Source organism: Dactylosporangium vinaceum (assembly GCF_019904175.1).
Taxonomy (GTDB): Bacteria; Actinomycetota; Actinomycetes; order Mycobacteriales; family Micromonosporaceae; genus Dactylosporangium; species Dactylosporangium vinaceum.
The window spans coordinates 9821197-9840223 of record NZ_CP061913.1 but is presented as its reverse complement, the minus strand read 5'-3'; the positions used below and the strand labels follow the sequence as shown (position 1 = coordinate 9840223).

At 71.1% G+C, this 19027-nt stretch carries 16 protein-coding genes and 2 pseudogenes; 15 read left to right on the top strand and 3 right to left on the bottom strand.

From position 1 onward, the window contains the following. The first annotated feature begins 6 nt into the window (after window positions 1–6). Both lspA and Dvina_RS44105 read left to right on the top strand, forming a co-directional pair. Entirely contained in the window at window positions 7–558 is a 552-nt protein-coding gene (gene lspA / locus Dvina_RS44110; protein ID WP_223096947.1) for a signal peptidase II, read from the top strand. Further along, window positions 551–1480: an RluA family pseudouridine synthase gene (locus tag Dvina_RS44105; protein WP_223096946.1), complete on the top strand. Its 930-nt coding sequence runs from the start codon at window positions 551–553 to the stop codon at window positions 1478–1480. Before lspA ends, Dvina_RS44105 begins: the two co-directional genes overlap by 8 nt. A 13-nt stretch (window positions 1481–1493) precedes the next feature. Here Dvina_RS44105 and Dvina_RS44100 read toward each other — a convergent pair whose 3' ends face one another. Continuing rightward, the gene (locus Dvina_RS44100) at window positions 1494–2993 is read right to left on the bottom strand and encodes a carbohydrate binding domain-containing protein (RefSeq protein ID WP_223096944.1); all 1500 of its coding nucleotides are present in this window, start codon (window positions 2991–2993) and stop codon (window positions 1494–1496) included. A gap of 109 nt (window positions 2994–3102) precedes the next feature. Between Dvina_RS44100 and Dvina_RS44095 the strand changes: the two genes are divergently transcribed. Both Dvina_RS44095 and Dvina_RS44090 read left to right on the top strand, forming a co-directional pair. After that, the gene (locus tag Dvina_RS44095) at window positions 3103–3912 is read left to right on the top strand and encodes a hypothetical protein (RefSeq protein ID WP_223096942.1); all 810 of its coding nucleotides are present in this window, start codon (window positions 3103–3105) and stop codon (window positions 3910–3912) included. 425 nt (window positions 3913–4337) lie between these two features. Beyond that, window positions 4338–5129: pseudogene (locus Dvina_RS44090) on the top strand (MinD/ParA family ATP-binding protein); the annotation flags it as partial. On the opposite strand, the gene Dvina_RS44085 reads toward Dvina_RS44090, so the two are convergent. After that, window positions 5104–6468, bottom strand: a complete 1365-nt coding sequence (locus tag Dvina_RS44085; RefSeq protein ID WP_223096931.1) for a transaminase — start codon at window positions 6466–6468, stop codon at window positions 5104–5106. The pseudogene Dvina_RS44090 and the gene Dvina_RS44085 overlap by 26 nt on opposite strands. 191 nt (window positions 6469–6659) lie before the next feature. Here Dvina_RS44085 and dnaE point away from each other — a divergent pair. Continuing rightward, window positions 6660–9899, top strand: a pseudogene (dnaE, locus tag Dvina_RS44080) (DNA polymerase III subunit alpha); the annotation flags it as partial. A 74-nt stretch (window positions 9900–9973) separates the two neighbouring features. Beyond that, on the top strand, window positions 9974–10864 hold the full coding sequence (locus Dvina_RS44075; protein WP_223096927.1) for a DUF2567 domain-containing protein: 891 nt from the start codon (window positions 9974–9976) through the stop codon (window positions 10862–10864). Between the two features lie 851 nt (window positions 10865–11715). On the opposite strand, the gene Dvina_RS44070 is transcribed toward Dvina_RS44075, so the two are convergent. Then, window positions 11716–12414, bottom strand: coding sequence for an LON peptidase substrate-binding domain-containing protein (locus Dvina_RS44070; RefSeq protein WP_246655719.1), 699 nt, complete (start codon window positions 12412–12414; stop codon window positions 11716–11718). Between the two features lie 103 nt (window positions 12415–12517). Between Dvina_RS44070 and Dvina_RS44065 the strand changes: the two genes are divergently transcribed. From Dvina_RS44065 to hisF, 9 genes are all read left to right on the top strand, one after another. Then, a complete protein-coding gene (locus Dvina_RS44065; protein ID WP_223096925.1) occupies window positions 12518–13174 on the top strand; it encodes a TetR/AcrR family transcriptional regulator in 657 nt (218 codons plus the stop codon). A gap of 30 nt (window positions 13175–13204) precedes the next feature. Further along, window positions 13205–14506, top strand: coding sequence for a histidinol dehydrogenase (gene hisD / locus Dvina_RS44060; protein WP_223096923.1), 1302 nt, complete (start codon window positions 13205–13207; stop codon window positions 14504–14506). Continuing rightward, entirely contained in the window at window positions 14503–15579 is a 1077-nt protein-coding gene (locus tag Dvina_RS44055) for a histidinol-phosphate transaminase (RefSeq protein ID WP_223096921.1), read from the top strand. The genes hisD and Dvina_RS44055 overlap by 4 nt, the downstream gene beginning before the upstream one ends. A 174-nt stretch (window positions 15580–15753) precedes the next feature. Beyond that, complete coding sequence (hisB, locus tag Dvina_RS44050; RefSeq protein WP_223096919.1) at window positions 15754–16368, top strand: imidazoleglycerol-phosphate dehydratase HisB; 615 nt, start codon at window positions 15754–15756, stop codon at window positions 16366–16368. After that, window positions 16365–16514 (top strand): hypothetical protein, encoded by a 150-nt coding sequence (locus Dvina_RS44045; RefSeq protein WP_223096917.1) that lies wholly within the window; start codon window positions 16365–16367, stop codon window positions 16512–16514. The genes hisB and Dvina_RS44045 overlap by 4 nt, the downstream gene beginning before the upstream one ends. A 9-nt stretch (window positions 16515–16523) precedes the next feature. After that, complete coding sequence (gene hisH / locus Dvina_RS44040; protein WP_223096915.1) at window positions 16524–17129, top strand: imidazole glycerol phosphate synthase subunit HisH; 606 nt, start codon at window positions 16524–16526, stop codon at window positions 17127–17129. A gap of 7 nt (window positions 17130–17136) precedes the next feature. Continuing rightward, window positions 17137–17451: a hypothetical protein gene (locus Dvina_RS44035; RefSeq protein WP_223096913.1), complete on the top strand. Its 315-nt coding sequence runs from the start codon at window positions 17137–17139 to the stop codon at window positions 17449–17451. Between the two features lie 4 nt (window positions 17452–17455). Beyond that, window positions 17456–18184 (top strand): bifunctional 1-(5-phosphoribosyl)-5-((5-phosphoribosylamino)methylideneamino)imidazole-4-carboxamide isomerase/phosphoribosylanthranilate isomerase PriA, encoded by a 729-nt coding sequence (gene priA / locus Dvina_RS44030; RefSeq protein ID WP_223096912.1) that lies wholly within the window; start codon window positions 17456–17458, stop codon window positions 18182–18184. Then, a complete protein-coding gene (gene hisF, locus Dvina_RS44025; RefSeq protein WP_223096910.1) occupies window positions 18181–18942 on the top strand; it encodes an imidazole glycerol phosphate synthase subunit HisF in 762 nt (253 codons plus the stop codon). The genes priA and hisF overlap by 4 nt, the downstream gene beginning before the upstream one ends. Window positions 18943–19027: the final 85 nt, after the last annotated feature.

The following is a 19027-nucleotide window of genomic DNA, read 5'->3' as shown; positions in this document are numbered from 1 at the left end:
GACCCGGTGGATGACACGACCGCGCCCCCGCCGCCGCCTCCCCCCGGCGCGCGGACGCGGGCGTGGTCGGTCTTCGGCCTCGTCGGCCTCGCGATCATCGCGATCGACGTGGCCGTGAAGCAGTGGACGACCTCGACCGTCGCCCACGGCGAGCCGGTGAAGCTGCTCGGCGGCCTCATCTACGTGATCTACACGCGCAACAGCGGGGCCGCGTTCAGCATGCTGCGCGACCAGACGTGGATCTTCCCGCTGATCGCGATCGGCGTGATCGGCTGGCTGTTCTGGATGATCAAGGGCACCTTCTCGGCCGCCTGGGCGGTCGCGCTGGGCCTGGTCCTGGGCGGGGCGGCCGGCAACCTCGGCGACCGGCTCTTCCGGGCGCCGGGCCCGTTCCAGGGGCACGTGGTCGACATGTTCAGCTTCCTCGACGACCACGGCGGGCACTTCCCGGTGTTCAACATCGCCGACTCGGCCCTGACGGTCGGCGTGACCCTGGCGATCCTGCTGGAGTTCACGGGCCGCCGGCGCGACGGCACCCGGGTCAAGCGCGATGCGTGAGGTCCGCTCGCTGCCCGTGCCCGACGGGCTTGACGGCACCCGCCTCGACCAGGCGCTGACCCGGCTCTTCGGCTTCAGCCGGACCGCCGCGGCCGACCTGGTCGAGGCCGGGGACGTCTGCGTCGACGGCGCGGTGCGGGCGAAGTCGGACAAGGTCAAGGCCGGGGCCTGGCTCGAGGTGACGCTGCCGGCCCAGCCGGCCGCGGTGGCGATCGAGGCGGTCCCGGTCGACGGGATGGTGATCGTCTACAGCGACGAGGACATCGTCGTGGTCAACAAGCCCGTCGGTGTGGCCGCCCACCCGAGCCCCGGCTGGACCGGTCCGACGGTCATCGGCGGCTTGGCGGCCATGGGCCAGACGGTGGCCACGAGCGGCGCCGCCGAGCGCCAGGGCGTGGTGCACCGCCTGGACGTGGGCACGACCGGCCTGATGGTCGTGGCGAAGAGCGAGCTGGCCTACTCCGCCCTGAAGCGCGCCTTCAAGGCCCGCGAGGTCGAGAAGCGCTACCACGCGGTGGTCCAGGGCCACCCGGACCCGCTGCGCGGCACCATCGACGCCCCGATCGACCGCCACCCGAGCCACGACTACAAGTTCGCCGTGGTCTCCGGCGGGCGGCCGAGCATCACCCACTACGACACCATCGAGGCGTTCCCGGCCGCGAGCCTCCTGGACGTCAAGCTGGAGACCGGCCGGACCCACCAGATCCGGGTCCACTTCTCGGCCCTGCGCCACCCGTGCGTCGGGGACCTGACCTACGGCGCCGACCCCACCCTCGCGGCGCGGCTGGGGCTGTCCCGCCAGTGGCTGCACGCCCGCGAGCTCGGCTTCATGCACCCGCGCACCGACGAGTACGTCTCGTTCGTCAGCGACTACCCGCCCGACCTGGCGGCGGCGCTCGAGGTCCTGAGCGCCGCCGCGTAAGCCGGGATCGGCCTCAGACCAGTGTCACGTCGTCGGCGTAGACGGTGCCGGTGCCGTACCAACCGTGGATCCAGACCTTGATCGAGGTGGAGCTGCCGGTGCTCACCGTGACCGTCAGCTTGGTCCAGGAGGAGCCGCCGGCCGTCCAGGTGCTGGTGTCGCCGGCCCCGGTGGTGGCGCCCAGGAAGGCGTAGCCGCCCTGGACCCAGGCGGCAAGGGTGTACGTCCGGTTGGCCTGGACCGCCACCGTCTGGCTGCACTGCGCGTTGTCGGAGCTGGACGCGGCCGCCTTCAGGGCCTTGGTCCCGCCGTGGACGGGCGTGCTCACGACGCTGCACAGGCCGCCGGTCCACGGGGCCAGGCCGGCCTCGAAGTTGCCGTTGGCGAGGCCCTGGCCCGTGCTCCGCGAAGGGCTCGGCGACGCGCTTGGGCTCCGGGACGAGCTCGGTGATGTGCTCTTCGTCGGCGTGGGCGAGCCGGGGTTGCCGCCGCCGCTGGTGAACGGCGCGAAGATGTGCGAGAAGTCCCACGTGCCCTGGGAGATGCCGGAGCAGGTGTCGGAGCCGCCCGTGCCGGGGCAGCCGCCGTTGTCGCGCTGGAGGGCCCAGAAGGACAGCTCGGCGATGCCCTGCTGACTCGCCCAGGAGTAGACGGCCTTCGCGTCGGCCACGGTGAACGTCTCCGCCGCGCCGAAGTCGTCGATGCCGACCATCTCGGTGACGCCGATCATGCTCCACAGCTGCTGGCTGGTCTTGGACGGGTACAACTGCTGCAGTTGTGAATGCAGGCCGTTCGACGCGCTCTTGGTGTCGTTGGCCATCTGGTGGGGCTGGTTGTCGTAGTAGTCGAAGGTCATCTGGTTGACGATGTCGACCCGCGCGTTGTTGGCCACGGCGCTGCGCAGCACCGCCAGCCCGCTGTCGGCCAGGCCGGCCGTCGTCGTGGGCAGCGTGTAGACGAACTGGATGGTCCGGCCGTTGGCCGCGGCCCAGTCCTCGACGAGCTTTATCGCCTTGTTGCGCCGGTCGATGCCGGCCGTGTTGGTGAGCGAGTTGTCCTCGACGTCCAGGTCGATGCGGGTCACGTCGTAGGTGGTGATGACCTTCTCGAACTGGCCCGCGATCTGGTTGACGTCGGTGCAGCCGTCGGCGATCTCGGTCCCGCCGTTGTCGGCCGCGTAGCCCCCGAACGAGGGGATCACGTCGCCGCCGCGGGCCCGGATCGCGGCGATGTCGCTGCCGAACGAGGAGCCGGCGATCGGCAGGCCGGTGTCGCCGTTCCAGTACACGGTGCACGAACCGGGGCTCGCGGTCTGGATGAAGGCCATGGTCAGGTACTTCGCGCCGGACTGCTGGGAGAGCCCGCTGAGGCTGTCGCCGTTGTACGCCTCGAAGTACGGAGCGAAGACGTGGGCCGGGATCGCGGTCGCGGCCTGGGCCGGAGCGGTGACCGCGAGGCCGACCCCGGCGGCGGCGAGCGCGACTGCGGCGGCTCCGATGGTGCGGATGCGCATGGACCCTCCTGTTTCTATTAGTTAACTTGACTGATAGAAATCCTTCGCTGGGTTCATGTCAAGACCCAATGCCGGTCGCCGGTACCGCCTGTGCGACCCTCGTGGAGCGATGAAGCAGCTCCAGCAGCTCGACCAGCGGCTCCTGCCGCCGGTCGGCAACGTCCTCGCCCGGATCTTCCGGGGTGCCCAGCGACTGCGCGTCTTCACCGTCGTCGTCGGCGTCGTCGCGGTGACGGCGACACTGCTCGCGGTACACCGCAACGAAAGGCCGCGCAGCGACCCTTCGCTCGGTGACGTCCTGCGGGTTGGCGTGGCCGAGGGCGCCTCCATTCCCGGCTACATCCAGGCCGGGAAGGACGAGCTGGGCGCGCTGCCCGGGGACGCCCCGGTCTACGCGCTGGTGTCGTTCACGGCCTACCTGGGCCCCGAGCGGCTCACGCCGGTGCTCGCGGACGTCTCGGTGTCGAGCGTGTTCGCGCGGGTGCCGCTGCCGGGCACGCAGACCGAGCTGGTGCGGCTCGGGGCCTACCGGCTGCCCGACGACGTGATCCTGGCCATGGACGAGACGGCGCAGCGCAAGACCGAGGAGGCCCAGCACTACCGCGACCTGCTGGGACGCAACGACGGCATCCCCGACGACAACCGCCAGCTGTACCTCTCCGGCTCCATCGTCGCCGACCAGGAGGCCACCGCATACCGCGAGCACTGCTCGTGCGTCTACGCCGCCGTCGTCTACGCGTCGCCCGTGGCCCTGCGCGCGGTCGCGGCCCGGCCGGAGACCCGGGTCGTCGACCCCATCACCGAGCTGCAACGCCTCGATCGCACGGTGTTCATGCCGCCGTTGCCGGAGCAGACCACCGTCGCCGAGCCGGTGAGCGAGGGCGCCGGAACCGTCGTCGCGTCCCCCGAACCCTCCTGAGGCGATATCCGTACGGCCTGTCGTGCAGTTGATGCAGGGGATGGGCACGCAGGTGTGGTCCGAATACCGTTCGGTCCGTAGCCTGGGGTACGGGTGGTCGGCAGGTGCGCACAGAGGGAGGGCCGGGAGTGGCTGAAGCGGATGCCAGGTGGGAGGACAGGTCAGCGGACCCGGCTCCTCGCTGGCGCTCGCTGCTGGACCGGGCGCTGCTCGGCCGGTCGAGCCCGGGTGATCTGGATTACGACGGCCGCTTCGGGCGCCCCACGGCCCCATACGCGCCCGATCGGCCCTACGATGACGAACCAATGCCTCCCAGCAACGGCACTCGCCCATACGACGACGCCCCGCCCCGCACCCCCCGGTCCGCGCGGCGCGCGCCGAGCGTCGAATATCAGGCCGCCCAGCCCGACCCGACCGAGCAGCTCGCGCAGATCCTGCGCCAGGAGATCCCCAGCCCGAAGGTGCTGGCCTTCGCCAACCCCAAGGGCGGCGTCCACAAGACGACCGCGACCGTGCTGACCGCCGCCACCATCGGCAGCGTCCGCGGCAAGGGCGTCATCGCCTGGGACGACAACGAGCTGCGCGGCACGCTCGGCCTGCGGGCCGGCAGCGCCCGGCACGCCCGCACGATCCGGCACCTGATCGCCGACCTCGTGCGCGTCGAGCACGCGACCGGCTACGACCTGTACGACATGCTCGACGACTACCTGCGCCACGCCTCCGACGGCTCCTACGACGTGCTCGCCGGTGAGGAGAACCCCCGCTTCGCCCAGCGCCTCGACCCGCACACGGTGCGCCGCGTGCTGGAGCTGCTGCGCCGCACCCACGACGTGATCTGCGTCGACACCGGCAACAACGTCGAGAGCCCCAACTGGCAGACCGTCCTGCAGGCCGCCGACCAGCTCGTGGTCACGAGCGTGCCCCGCGAGGACGCCGCGTTCACCGCCGACTGGATGCTCGACCTGCTCGACGAGGCCGGGATGGAGGAGCTGGTCGCCAACGCGGTCACGCTGCTGTCCTGCCCGACGCCCAACCCGACCCCGCTCATCGACGACCTGGCCGGGCACTTCCGCACCCGGACCCGGGCCGTCGTCGTGGTGCCCTACGACCCGGCGCTGGAGAGCGGCTCCAACATCGAATACCCGATGCTGGCCGCCGCGACGAAGCGGGCCTGGCTCAAGGCGGCCGCCGTCATGATGGACCCGTTCGCCCGCTGAGCTCCTCGATCGCGTAACGGAAGACCCTGGAGTGCTCGGCGACCTGCTCCTCGGTCGTGTCCGGGCACATCAGGGCCATGTTGTGGAACGGCGTGAGCAGAATGCCCCGGTTCGCCAGATAGACGTGCAGGTAGTCCTCGAGGTCCGGGTCCGCGGCCTGCGCCGACTCGGTACCGCTCGTCGGTGCGGGCGCCGCGAACCGGTACTCGACCCGGGCCCCCAGCCGGTTCACCGACCACGGCAGGTCGAACTCCTCGATGACCGCCTCGACGCCGACCTTGAACGCCTTCGCCAGCTCCGACATGTGCGTATATGCCGCGGTCGTCAGCACGTGCTCGAGCGTGGCCCGGGTCGCGGCGATGGACAGCGCGTTGCCGGCGAGCGTCCCCCCGACCCCGCCCATATCCACCAGATCCAAATGCTGCATCGTCTGTACTCGCTGTGCGATCTCCTCGGACAGACCGTACGCGGCCGCCGGGATCCCACCGCCTATCGCCTTGCCGATGGTCACCACGTCCGGCTCCAGTCCCCACAGACCTGTCGCGCCGCCCGGCCCGGCCGAGAACGTGTGCGTCTCGTCGTTGACCAGATACGTGCCGTACCGCCGGGTCAGCTCCCGCACCGCCTCCAGATATCCGGGCCGCGGCAGCACGATGCCGACGTTTGTCATCGCCGGCTCCATGACCACCGCGGCCACGTCACCGTGGGCGAGCTCCCGCTCCAGCCCGTAGACGTCGTTGAACTCGGCGACCCGGCTGGTCGCGGTCACGTCGACAGGCGCGCCAACGTTCCCCTCGCGGCTGCGCGGCCCGTGCGGCGACGTCACGATGAGCGACTCGTCGACCGACCCGTGGTAGCAGTACGCGTTGAACAGGATCCGCGGCCGCCCCGTCACCGCCCGCAGCAGCCGGATCGCCCAGCGGTTGGCGTCGGTGGCGCTCAGCGCGAAGCTCCACCGCGACACCCCGAAGCGCCGGGTAAGCTCGGCCCCGACCCAGGCCGCGTCCGACGTCGGCAGCATCGCGCCGGCCCCGCCGAGCTCGCCGAACCGCTCCCGCACGGCCGCGACCACGGGGGCGGGGGAGTGCCCGGCCATCGCCGCGCTGTCGCCGAGGCAGAAGTCGACGTACTCGTGCCCGTCCACGTCGGTCACCCGGGCGCCGCGGGCCTGCGCGAGGTACAGCGGGAAGCCGGCGGCCGACTTGTTCATCCAGGTCATCGGCACCCGGCCGAACAGGTTTCCGGCCCGCGCATACTCGGCCGCCGACTGCGGGTGGCGTTCGGTGAAGAAGGCACGTTCGCGGTCGAGGAGCGCGGTCAGCCGACGACGGTCGATCATGCCGAGCAGTGTCGCTGATAATCCCGTTCCGTGGTGCAGTCGGCTTCACGATAGGTGGACGTATGACGCCGTGCGGGGGACTGCCCGGGCGGGAGGGAAGCGGCCCCGGCAAACTTGATTTTCTGTCGTACCCCCCGAGTAGCGTCGCTGCCGTGGGCTTCGTTCATCTGCACGTTCATACCGAGTATTCGATGCTCGACGGGGCCGCGCGCCTCGGCCCGCTGTTTGCGGAGGCTGCCCGGCTCGGCCAGCCCGCGCTGGCCATGACCGACCACGGCAACATGTTCGGCGCCCACGACTTCTACCACCAGGCGATCAGGGCCGGAATCAAGCCGATCATCGGCGTCGAGGCATACCTGACGCCGGGCACGCACCGCGGCGACCGCACCCGGGTCCGCTGGGCCGACGGCGGCGAGAACGACGTCTCCGGCGGCGGCGCCTACACCCACCTCACGCTGCTGGCGGCCGACGCCACCGGCCTGCGCAACCTGTTCCGCCTCACCTCACGGGCCAGCACGGAGGGATACTTCTACAAGCCGCGCGCCGACCGCGAACTGCTCGCCGAATACGCGCCCGGGCTCATCGCCACCACCGGCTGCCCGTCCGGCGAGGTCCAGACCTGGCTGCGCATCGGCGACTTCGAGCGGGCCTGCCGGGCCGCGGGCGAGCTGCTCGACATCTTCGGCCCCGGCAACCTCTACCTGGAGCTGATGGACCACGGCCTGCAGATCGAGACCCGGGTCCGGGCCGACCTGCTGCGCCTCGGGCGCCGGCTCGGGCTCGCCCCGATCGCGACCAACGACCTGCACTACACCTTCGCCGGTGACGCCGACGCCCACGAGGCGCTGCTCGCCGTGCAGTCCGCGACCACCCTGGCCGACCCGAAGCGGTTCAAGTTCGACGCCCGCGACTTCTACCTCAAGTCGGCCGCGGAGATGCGGCGGATCTGGGACGCCGAGGTCCCCGGCGCCTGCGACAACACCCTGGCCGTGGCCGAGCGGATCGGCGACTACGCGGACGTCTTCGCCCACCGCAGCCTGATGCCCACCTTCCCGGTGCCGCCCGGCACCACCGAGGACGCCGTCCTGCGGGCCGAGGTCGAGCGCGGCCTGGCCCGGCGCTTCCCGCACGGCGTCTCCGAGGCCCACGCCAACCAGGCCGCCTACGAGCTGTCGGTGATCCTCGGGGCCGACCTCGCCGGCTACTTCCTGGTCGTCGCCGACCTCGTCGCCCACGCCCACGCGCAGGGCATCCGGGTCGGCCCGGGCCGCGGGTCGGCGGCCGGCTCCCTTGTCGCCTACGCGCTGGGCATCACCGAGCTCGACCCGCTCGCGCACGGGCTGCTCTTCGAGCGGTTCCTCAACCCCGAGCGGCCGAGCATGCCCGACATCGACATGGACTTCGACGAGCGCCGGCGGGGCGAGATGATCCGCTACGCCACCGAGCAATACGGCGAGGACCGCGTCTCCCAGATCATCACCTACGGCACCATCAAGGCCAAGGCGGCGATCAAGGACGCCGCCCGCGTGCTGGGCTTCCCGTTCTCCCTCGGTGAGCGGATCAGCAAGGCGGTGCCGCCGCCGGTGCTCGGCCGTGACATGCCCCTGTCCGGCGTGTTCGACCCGGCGCACCCCCGGTTCAAGGAGGGCGGTGAGCTGCGCCGGCTCTACGAGTCCGAGCCCGAGGTGCGCACCGTCGTCGACACCGCCCGCGGCCTGGAGGGGCTCAAGCGGCAGTGGGGCGTCCACGCGGCCGGGGTGATCCTGTCGCGGGAGCCGCTGATCGACGTCCTGCCGATCCAGAAGCGGGAGCAGGACGGCGCGATCATCACCCAGTGGGACATGGGCGCGTGCGAGGACATGGGCCTGCTCAAGATGGACTTCCTCGGCCTGCGCAACCTCACGATCATCGACGACGCCCTCGACGCGATCCGCGACAACCGCCGCCGCGAGGTCGTCATCGAGGACGCGCCGCTCGACGACGCCCCGACCTATGCGCTGCTGTCCCGGGGCGACACGCTCGGCGTCTTCCAGTTCGAGGCCACGCCGGTCCGGCACCTGCTGCGCTCGATGGCCCCGGACAGCTTCGCCGACGTGTCGGCGGTCGGTGCGCTCTACCGGCCCGGGCCCATCGCGGCGAACGCCCACAACGAATACGCCGACCGCAAGAACGGCCGCCGCCCGGTCACCCCGATCCACCCCGAGCTGGCCGAGCCCCTGGCCGACATCCTCGGCGACACCTACGGCCTGATCGTCTACCAGGAGCAGGTCATGGCGATCGCCCAGCGGGTCGCCGGCTACACGCTCGGCGCCGCCGACCGGCTGCGGCGGGCCATGGGCAAGAAGAAGAAGGAGATCCTCGACCAGGAGTTCACCGACTTCGCCCCGGCCATGCGCGAGCGCGGCTACTCGGAGGGCGCGATCCGCACCCTGTGGGACATCCTCGTGCCGTTCTCCGACTACGCGTTCAACAAGGCCCACAGCGTCGCCTACGGGCTCGTCGCCTACTGGACGGCCTACCTCAAGGCCAACTTCCCGGCCGAATACATGGCCGCCCTGCTCACCTCCATCGGCGGCGACAAGGACCGCTCCGCCGTCTACCTCGCCGAGTGCCGGCACATGGGCATCCACGTGCTGCCGCCCGACGTCAACGCCTCCAAGGGCCGCTTCGCCGCCGACGGCACCGACATCCGCTTCGGCCTCGGCGCCGTGCGCAACGTCGGCGCCGCCGCGGTGGAGGCCATCGTCCGGGCCCGCCGCGAGAAGGGCCGCTTCGCCGACTTCTACGACTTCCTGGCCAAGGTCGACCAGGTCGTGTGCAACCGCAAGACCATCGAGTCCCTGATCAAGGCGGGCGCGTTCGACTCCCTCGGCCACTCCCGCCGGGGCCTGCTCAGCGTCCACGCCGACGCGCTCGACGCGGTCTCGATCGTCAAGCGCAACGAGGCTGTCGGCCAGTTCGACCTGTTCGGCGCCCCGCTCATGACCGCCCCGCCCGTCCCCACCATGGAGTGGGACAAGCCCGAACGCCTCGCCTTCGAGCGCGAGATGCTCGGCCTCTACGTCTCCGACCACCCGCTGCGCGGCCTCGAGCACGTCCTGCGGGCCGCCGCCGACCGCCCCATCGCGGCGCTGGCCGAGGAGGGCACGGTCCCTGACGGCGCCGTGGTCCGCCTGGCCGGCATCCTCTCCGGCGTCCAGCGCAAGGTCACCCGTCAAGGGCGCCCGTGGGCCCAGGCGGTGCTCGAGGACCTCGACGGCACCATCGAGGTCATGTTCTTCCCGGACACCTACGAGCAGGTCGACCAGTGGGTGGCCGAGGACGCGGTGGTCGCCCTCAAGGGCCGGGTGGACCGCCGCGAGGAGGCTCCCCGCATCATGGTCATGGATCTCTCCCTGCCCGATCTGACAGCTCCCGCCCCACCGTCCCCGCAGGTCACACCGGCGGCCGCGGCCGACGACGACGCGCTTGCCGCAACGGGGCGCGCGCCTGGCAGGATGGGATCGTGAGCATCGCCCCGATTTCGCCAGTCGAGCCGCCCGAGGCCCCCGCCCCGCCGGCCCGCGACTCGATCCTTCGCGAGGTGCTCTTCGCCCTCCTGGCCGCCGTGGTCGTCGCCGGCCTGGGCGCGCCGTTCGGCTGGCTGTGGTCGAAGCTGGCTCCGCACGTCGAGCTGGTCCAGACGCAGTACGGCCCCTACCCGATCGACCCCGAGCCCGAGGGCTACTGGGCCGACGACGGCTGGTTCATCCTCATGGCGATCGCGATGGGCGCCATCGTGGCCGTGGCCGCCTGGTTCCTGCTGCGCCGCTACCGGGGCCCCGTGATGCTGCTGGCCCTGGTCCTGGGCTCCACCGGCGCGTCAGTCCTCGCGGCCTGGCTGGGCAACAAGATCGGCTGGTCGCACTACATGGACCTGGCCGAGCACGCCCCCGAGAACACGCACATGTTCCGGCCGGTCAAGCTCCGCACCGGCGAGGCCAGCCTGTGGCTCGGCTTCATCCCGTGGGTCCGCGGCACGATGCTGATCCAGGGAATCGCGGCGGCGGCCGTCTACACGGGGCTGGCCGGCTTCCACGTCTCGCCGACGCTCCGCTACGACAACATCCCGCCGGAGTACCTGACCCCGGCGCCGCCTGCGCCAGGCGTTGCCACGTACGCGCCTCAGCCCGGCTACTCGTACCCGCCGCCGGGGGCTCAGCACCCGGCCGAATACCCGCCGGCCGGCTTCCCCTCGGGCGCTGATCAGGCGGCGGCGTACCCGCCACCCTCGGGAGCACCTGCACCCGCTCATCCGACCGATACACCTCACACGCCGCCGGGCTCGAACACTCACGCGGCTTCCACCGATCCCACCGCGCCGCCTTCGCCGCCGTCTGACCTGCCGCGTTCCTGACGTCGTGGGTCTGCTGGGCTGTCGCCCGGTTGGAGGGGCACCGCAGTTGTGGGCTCGGCCGATGGGAACTACTGAGTAAGCGTGGGCGCGACCGTTGTTTGGTTGCCGTTCATTGGCTGGGGTTCGAGGATTTGGCGGCGGGTTCGTCGTGGTCGTCATTCGGTGGTTCCGGGGTACGTTGTTTGAAAATATGGGGATTGGTGGGGCTGTGTATTGGGGGGTGGGGTTGGGATAATTTGATTATGGGGCAGATCGGCTTGTTCAGCAGGGCGGAATTGGCCCCTATGCGGGATCGGACGAAGTCTCGGCGTTATAGTGCGATCAATGAGGAGTTTCGGCGGGAGCACAAGCGTCATCGGGACTGGGGGCTTGTGCAGCGGCATGCCGAGAAAATGCGCCGGATTCAAGCTGAGCGTGCTCAGGCGGCGGTAGTAACTGCGGAGGCCCAGCCGAGTGACCCGACGCCGGTCTCGGTGCCCGTTGAGCAGCAGGATCAGCCAGAGTGCCAATCCGACGCTGCCACCGCCACTACTTCCGCCACCGTCACCTGCGCCCCGGAGCCCGCCGCCGCTTCGGATGCCCCCGGCGACGCTGCCACTCCAAAGCCTTCTCCCGCAGCATTCCGATGCCCAGCCCTTAGGCAGACCGCAGCCAAACCCAAACCAAAATCATTCTTTTTATCACCGAAGGCCACGAATCGCTACCACCGAATGATGACCACAACGGACCCGCCGCCAAATCCTCGGACCTCGGCCGATGAACGGCAACCAAACAACGGTCGCGCCCACGCTACACAATAAAAAACCACAAACGAACATGACATCGCGGCGCCAGTAGACGCCGAAAAAAGGCTAATTAGGACTCGACGGAACGGCCAGATCCCCCAAGGACACAGGAACGGCCCGAATCTGACCAAGCAGAGCGGTCTCCCGCCGCAGCAGCGCGCGTTCAGACTTGAGGCGGCTCTGCGTATCGGGCTCGGCCAGCAGCGACTGCCGATCCTCGAGCGTCAGTGATGCCGTGGCGGCGACGAGGTGGGACAGGACCGTGGGATCGTCCGGGAGCTGTTCGCCGTCCTCGTCCGCGCGGACGGCGCGGAGGTAGTCCTGGTAGGCCGACAGGACGCCGGCGGCCAGCTCGCCCTCGCGGTCGGGGTCGCCCTTCGGCTCGGGGAGCCACTCGACCTCGCCTGTCAAGTATGGGGCGTCGTTGCGGGCGACGCCCACCAGGCGGAAGCGGCGGCGGCCCAGGGTCATCAGGTCGAAGCGGCCGTCGGGGAGCTCGGTGATCTGGCGGATCTCGGCGGCGCAGCCGATCTCGTACAGCGAGAGGGACTCGCCGGCTGTGATGGTGGCGTCGGCGGCCTCGGACTGGCGGCCCACCTCCCAGCCGCGGCGGATGGCGATGACGCCGAACTCGCGGGGGAGGTTGGCCGGGAGCTCGGTGAGGTGCTGGATAAGCGTCCGGTACCGCGGCTCGAAGACGTGCAGCGGCAGGACCAAGCCCGGAAACAGCACGGTGCCCAGCGGGAAGAGTGGCAGCAGCTCCACGAGCCGAAGCGTAGCCGAGGCGCTGGTCGCGGCCTACGACACGTCCGTCACGTGTATTGCGGACCGGAATAGTCCGTTCCCATTGGGTGTTAAGCTGGGCCGCATGGGACGCGAGCGCGAGGCCGAGCGGAACGACGGGGTCATTCTCGCAGCGGCGCGGGACGTGTTCATTGAGGACCCCAAGGCGCCCATCGCCGCCGTGGCCGAGCGGGCCGGGGTCGGGATCAGTGCGCTGTACCGGCGGTACCGGAACAAGGAAGGGCTGCTGCGCACGCTCTGCCACGACGGCCTGCGGACGTTCATCGCCGAGGCGGAGCGGGCCGGTGCGATCGAGGACGGCTGGGCCGCGCTGGAGAGCTTCCTGCACAACGTCGTCGACGCCGACGTGCACTCGCTCACCGTGCACCTCGCCGGGACGTTCACCTCGACGCCGGAGATGATCGCCGATGCCGTGAGGTCGGGCACACTGGTGCACGAACTGGTCACCCGCGCCCACGATACGAAGCAGATGAGGCCGGACGCCGGAACCACCGACATCGCCCTCGTCCTGGAGGGGTGCTCGGCCATCAGGCTGCCGGACCCGGAGCGCACCCGACAACTGCGGCGGCGGTACCTCGCACTCAACCTCGACGGCCTCCGCGCCACGGACACGGCCGGAGCGGCCACGAGAACGCTGCCCGGACCGCCGGCCGCGCCCGGCGAACTGAACTGGCGTTGGGCCGGATCCCGACAGCCCGCTGGGCGGGACGGTGACGCATAACCGCTGGCGGCGCCGAATAGACTCCCAAGGGTGTTGAATCGGATCGACCTGCGCGGCTCCACCGAGGACCCGCGCCGTCTGCTGCCCCGGGCCGCCATTGACGTATCCGTCGCCACCGAGCAGGTGCGCCCGACCGTCGAAGCGGTCCGAGAGCATGGCGCCGCGGCGATCCGGGAGGCGTCGCTGCGCTTCGACAAGGTCGACGTGAAGCAGCTGCGGGTGCCGAAGGAGGAGATCGAGCGGGCCGAGGCCGAGCTCGAGCCCGCCGTGCGCGCCGCCCTGCTGGAGTCGATCGCCCGGGCCCGCAAGGTGCACGAGGACCAGCGCCGCACCGATACGACGACGGTCCTCGCCGAGGGGGGCACCGTCACGCAGCGCTGGCTGCCGGTCGGCCGGGTCGGGCTCTACGTGCCGGGCGGCCTGGCCGTGTACCCGTCGAGCGTGGTCATGAACGTCGTCCCGGCCCAGGCCGCCGGCGTCGCCTCGATCGCCGTGACGAGCCCGCCGCAGAAGGACACCGGCCTGCCGAACGCCAACATCCTGGCCGCCTGTGCGCTGCTGGGCGTCGACGAGGTGTACGCGGTCGGCGGCTCGCAGGCGATCGCGATGCTCGGCTACGGGTTCACCGACGAGGAGCCCGGCTGCGAGCCGGTCGACATGATCACCGGGCCCGGCAACATCTGGGTCACCGCGGCCAAGCGCATGCTGCGCGGCACGGTCGGCATCGACGCCGAGGCCGGCCCGACCGAGATCGCGATCCTGGCCGACGAGAGCGCCGACCCGCGCCACGTCGCGGCCGACCTGATCAGCCAGGCCGAGCACGACCCGCTCGCGGCGAGCGTCCTGGTCACGACCTCGACCGAGCTGGCCGCCGCGGTCGATGCCGAGGTCGCGAGGCAGGTCGCCGCGACCAAGCACGTCGAGCGGGTGACCGAGGCGCTGTCGGGGCCGCAGTCGGCGACAGTCCTCGTCGACGACGTCGAGCAGGGGCTGCGGGTCGTCGACGCCTACGGCGCCGAGCACCTCGAGATCCAGACCCGCGATCCGCGGGCCGTGGCCGAGCGGGTCCGCAACGCCGGGGCGATATTCGTGGGGGCCTGGTCGCCGGTGTCGCTCGGGGACTACTGCGCCGGCTCGAACCACGTCCTGCCGACCGGCGGCTGTGCCCGGCACCAGTCCGGCCTGTCGACGCAGACGTTCCTGCGGGGCGTCCAGCTGATCGAGTACTCGCACGACGCGCTGCAGGAGGTGGCGGCGCACGTGGTGGCACTCTCCACGGCCGAGGACCTCCCGGCGCACGGTGCCGCGGTGAAGGTCCGGTTCGACGCATGACCTCGCTCGACGACCTGCCGCTGCGGGACGAGCTGCGGGGGATGACGCCGTACGGTGCGCCCCAGCTCGACGTGGCAGTGCGCCTCAACACCAACGAAAACTCGTATCCGGTGCCCGAAGCCGCCGTCGCCGAGATGGAGAAGGCGCTCGGCTCGGTGCTGCGGGACCTGAACCGGTATCCGGACCGCGATGCCGTCGCGCTGCGCACCGACCTGGCCGCGTACGTCGGGCACGGCCTGACCTACCGCAACGTCTGGGCGGCCAACGGGTCGAACGAGATCCAGCAGCAGCTGCTGCAGACGTTCGCCGGGCCCGGGCGCACCGCGCTGGGGTTCACGCCGTCGTACTCCATGCACCCGCTCCTGGCCGCCGGCACCGGCACGGCCTGGGTCGACGGGCTGCGCGCCGGTGACTACACGCTGAGCGCCGAGCACGTGGTGGCGAAGATCCGCGAGTACGACCCGGACCTGGTGTTCCTCTGCTCGCCCAACAACCCGACGGGCACCGCGCTGCCGCTCGAGGTCGTGGCGGCGGCGGTGGAGACGGCCCGCGGCATGGTCATCGTGGACGAGGCATATGCGGAGTTCGCCCGCTCGGGTACCGTCTTCGCCCCGACGCTCATTGAGCGTTACCCGCGGCTCGTGGTGACCCGCACGATGAGCAAGGCGTTCGCGTTGGCCGGGGGCCGGGTCGGCTACCTGGCCGCCGACGCCGCCGTGGTCGACGCGGTGCAGCTCGTGCGGCTGCCGTACCACCTCAGCGCCATGACGCAGGCCGTCGCCCGGGCCGCGCTCGCGCACACCGACGCGCTGCTCTCGACCGTCGACGCGATCAAGGGCCAGCGCGACCGGATCGTCGACACGCTGCGCGGTTGGGGCCTCCCGGTCGCCGACAGCGACGCCAACTTCGTGCTGTTCGGCGCCCCGCGCGGCGACAGCAAGGGCGTCTGGCACGCACTGCTGGACCGGGGCGTGCTCATCCGCGACGTCGGCCTGCCGGGCTGGCTGCGCGTCACCGCCGGCACGCCGGAGGAGACCAGCGCCTTTCTGAACGCTCTGGAGGAGTTGCTGTGAGCGGTTCGGCGCGGAGCGTCGAGGCCGCTCGCCGGGAGGTACAGCTTTGGCCACAGGGCCATCGGAACGAAGTGGAGATGGCGCTGTGAGCGGTTCGGCGCGGAGCGTTGAGGCCGCTCACCGGGAGGTACAGCTTTGGCCACAGGGCCATCGGAACGAAGTGGAGATGGCACTGTGAGCCGTACTGCCCGGATCGAGCGGGTCACGAAGGAGACGAAGGTCCTGGTCGAGCTGGACCTGGACGGGACCGGCGTCGGCGAGATCTCGACAGGCGTGGGCTTCTACGACCACATGCTCAACCAGATCGCGAAGCACGGCGGGTTCGACCTGCGGGTGCAGACGGTGGGCGACCTGGAGATCGACGCGCACCACACCGTCGAGGACACCGCCCTGGCGCTCGGCGCCGCGTTCGCCGAGGCGCTGGGGGACAAGGCCGGGGTGACGCGGTACGGGCACGCGCAGGTGCCGCTGGACGAGGTGCTCGCCTCGGCTGTCGTCGACCTGTCAGGGCGGCCGTATGTGGTGCACGAGGAGCCGGCGAACATCGCCCCGCACATCGGCGGCAACTACCCGACGAGCCTGACCCGCCACATCTGGGAGTCGTTCGGGCACTCGGCGAAGGTGACGCTGCACGTGAGCATCCTGCGCGCCGGTCGCCACGGCGCCCAGCCCGATGCCCACCACATCGTCGAGGCGCAGTTCAAGGCCGTCGCGCGGGCACTTCGCCAGGCGTGCGCGCTCGATCCGCGCAATGCCGGGGTCGTTCCCAGTACCAAAGGCGCGCTGTGAGCATTGTGCTTTTCGGGCTGGCCGGGCTGCTGCTCGGCGGTGCGCTCACGCTGCGGCAGCAGACGAAGTCCAAGGTACCGGCGATCGTCACGTTCGTGCTGGCGGCGCTCGCCGCGGTCGGCGGCGTGCTGTGGCTGCAGAACTGAGGAGCTGACATGGCGAAGAAGGTGGTCATTCTCGACTACGGCTCCGGCAACCTGCGCTCGGCCGAGCGGGCCGTGGCCCGGGTCGGCGCCGACGTCGAGGTCACCGCTGACCTGGAGAAGGCGGCGCGGGCGGACGGGCTCGTGGTGCCGGGCGTCGGGGCCTACGCGGCCTGCATGGCCGGCGTCGACGAGCTCGGCGCCGGGCCGGTGATCGCCGAGCGGGTCCGGGTGGGGGCGCCGGTGCTCGGGATCTGCGTCGGCATGCAGATCATGTTCGACGAGGGCGAGGAGCACGGTGTGGTCACCAAGGGGCTGGGTCTCGCGCCCGGCGCGGTGACCCGGCTGCACGCGCCTGTCGTGCCGCACATGGGCTGGAACACGGTGGCCTGGCCGGAGGGGTCGGTCCTCGGGGCCGGCCTGCCGCAGGACACCCGGTTCTACTTCGTGCACTCCTACGCCGCGACCACCACGTCGGGCCGGGTCGCGACGACGGTGCACGGAGAGCAGTTCGTCGCCGCGTTCGAGACCGACGTGCTGCGCGCGACCCAGTTCCACCCGGAGAAGTCCGGCGACGCGGGCGCGACCCTGCTGCGCAGCTGGCTCGGGACACTTTGAGCTCCGGGTGAGCAAGGAGCGGGCGAAGCGGCGGGCTCTGCTGGAGGCGGAGCGGGCCGAGCGCATGCGCCGGCATGAGCGCAAGCGGGCGCGGCGCGCGGCGGTGCGGCGGCTGGTGCCCAGGGTCCGCGTCGGGCGGACCGGTAAGATTTTCCCCCGGCGGACCGCAAAGCAGCGGGTCATCATCGCCATCCTGGTGCTGGCGGTCCTGACGCTGGTGTGGACGTCCATCGACTCCCTGCCGGCCCGGATCGGCATCAGCGTGCTCGTCATCGTCGCCACACCGGCGCTCACCGTGCTTGTCATTGACCGGAGGACCTGAACCCATGGCTCTGCAGCTCCTGCCCGCCGTCGACGTCGCCGACGGCCAGGCCGTCCGTCTGGTGCAGGGCGCCGCCGGCAGCGAAACCGCGTACGGCGACCCGCTCGAGGCGGCCCTCGCCTGGCAGCGGCAGGGCGCCGAGTGGATCCACCTGGTCGACCTGGACGCCGCCTTCGGCCGCGGCTCCAACGCCGAGCTGCTCGCCGACGTGGTGCGCCGCCTCGACGTGCAGGTCGAACTCTCCGGCGGCATCCGCGACGAGGCCTCGCTCAAGGCGGCCCTGTCCACCGGCGCGACCCGGGTCAACCTCGGCACCGCGGCCCTCGAGAACCCCGACTGGTGCGACCACGTCTGCGCCACCTACGGCGAGCAGGTCGCGGTCGGTCTCGACGTGCGCGGGCACCAGCTCGCGGCGCGGGGCTGGACCAAGGAGGGCGGCGACCTGTTCGAGGTGCTGGACCGGCTGGAGAAGGCCGGCTGCGCGCGCTACGTGGTCACCGATGTGATGCGCGACGGTACCCTGACCGGCCCCAACCTGACTCTGCTGCTGGAGGTGACCGGCCGCACCAAGAAGCCGGTGATCGCCAGCGGCGGCGTCTCCAAGCTCGACGACCTGCGCCAGCTCGCGGCCCTCGCCCCGGCCGGTGTGGAGGGCGTGATCGTGGGCAAGGCGCTGTACGCGGGCGCGTTCACCGTCACCGAGGCCCTGGCCGCGCTCCAGGAAACCGTATGACTGTCGCTGTCAGGGTCATCCCGTGCCTTGATGTCGACGCCGGGCGGGTCGTCAAGGGCGTCAACTTCCTGAACCTGCGCGACGCCGGGGATCCCGTTGCGCTCGGTGCGGCCTACGACGCCGCGGGCGCCGACGAGCTCGTCTTCCTGGACGTGACGGCGTCGTCCGAGGGGCGGGCGACGATGCTGGACGTTGTCCGCCGTACAGCCGAAACGGTATTCATTCCTTTGACCGTCGGCGGCGGCGTCCGCAGCGTCGGCGACGTCGACACACTGCTGCGCGCGGGCGCGGACAAGGTCGGCGTCAACACCGCCGCGATCGCCCGCCCGGAGCTGATCGCCGAGATCGCGCAGCGCTTCGGCAACCAGGTGCTGACCCTGTCCCTCGACGTGCGCCGATCGCCGCAGCAGCCGAGCGGCTTCGAGGTCACCACTCACGGCGGCCGCCGCGGCGCCGGGCTGGACGCGGTGGACTGGGCGGCCCGGGTGGCCGAGCTGGGCGCGGGCGAGATCCTGCTCAACTCCATGGACGCCGACGGCACCAAGGACGGCTTCGACCTGGAGCTGATCCGCGCGGTCCGGGCGGTCGCCGACATCCCGGTGATCGCCAGCGGCGGGGCCGGCAAGATCGCCGACTTCGCGCCGGCCGTCGAGTCCGGCGCCGACGCCGTGCTGGCCGCGAGCGTGTTCCACTTCGGCGAGCTCAGCATCGGCGACGTGAAGGGCGCCCTACGCTCGGCGGGACACCCGGTCCGTTAGTGCTCTGGCCACGAACGTCGGCCGGCCCGGGTGACACGCCGGTCAGCGTTCGACGGGGCGCCGATCTCCGTCATCGCGGAGAGCG

Bases quoted from the DNA above. Each gene is read 5' to 3' on its own strand.
- Dvina_RS44095 (WP_223096942.1), top strand. From the start codon at position 3,103: ATGAAGCAGCTCCAGCAGCTCGACCAGCGGCTCCTGCCGCCGGTCGGC.
- Dvina_RS44100 (WP_223096944.1), bottom strand. From the start codon at position 2,993: ATGCGCATCCGCACCATCGGAGCCGCCGCAGTCGCGCTCGCCGCCGCC.
- Dvina_RS44085 (WP_223096931.1), bottom strand. From the start codon at position 6,468: ATGATCGACCGTCGTCGGCTGACCGCGCTCCTCGACCGCGAACGTGCC.
- hisH (WP_223096915.1), top strand. From the start codon at position 16,524: ATGGCGAAGAAGGTGGTCATTCTCGACTACGGCTCCGGCAACCTGCGC.
- Dvina_RS44055 (WP_223096921.1), top strand. From the start codon at position 14,503: ATGACCTCGCTCGACGACCTGCCGCTGCGGGACGAGCTGCGGGGGATG.
- Dvina_RS44105 (WP_223096946.1), top strand. From the start codon at position 551: ATGCGTGAGGTCCGCTCGCTGCCCGTGCCCGACGGGCTTGACGGCACC.
- Dvina_RS44065 (WP_223096925.1), top strand. From the start codon at position 12,518: ATGGGACGCGAGCGCGAGGCCGAGCGGAACGACGGGGTCATTCTCGCA.
- hisF (WP_223096910.1), top strand. From the start codon at position 18,181: ATGACTGTCGCTGTCAGGGTCATCCCGTGCCTTGATGTCGACGCCGGG.
- priA (WP_223096912.1), top strand. From the start codon at position 17,456: ATGGCTCTGCAGCTCCTGCCCGCCGTCGACGTCGCCGACGGCCAGGCC.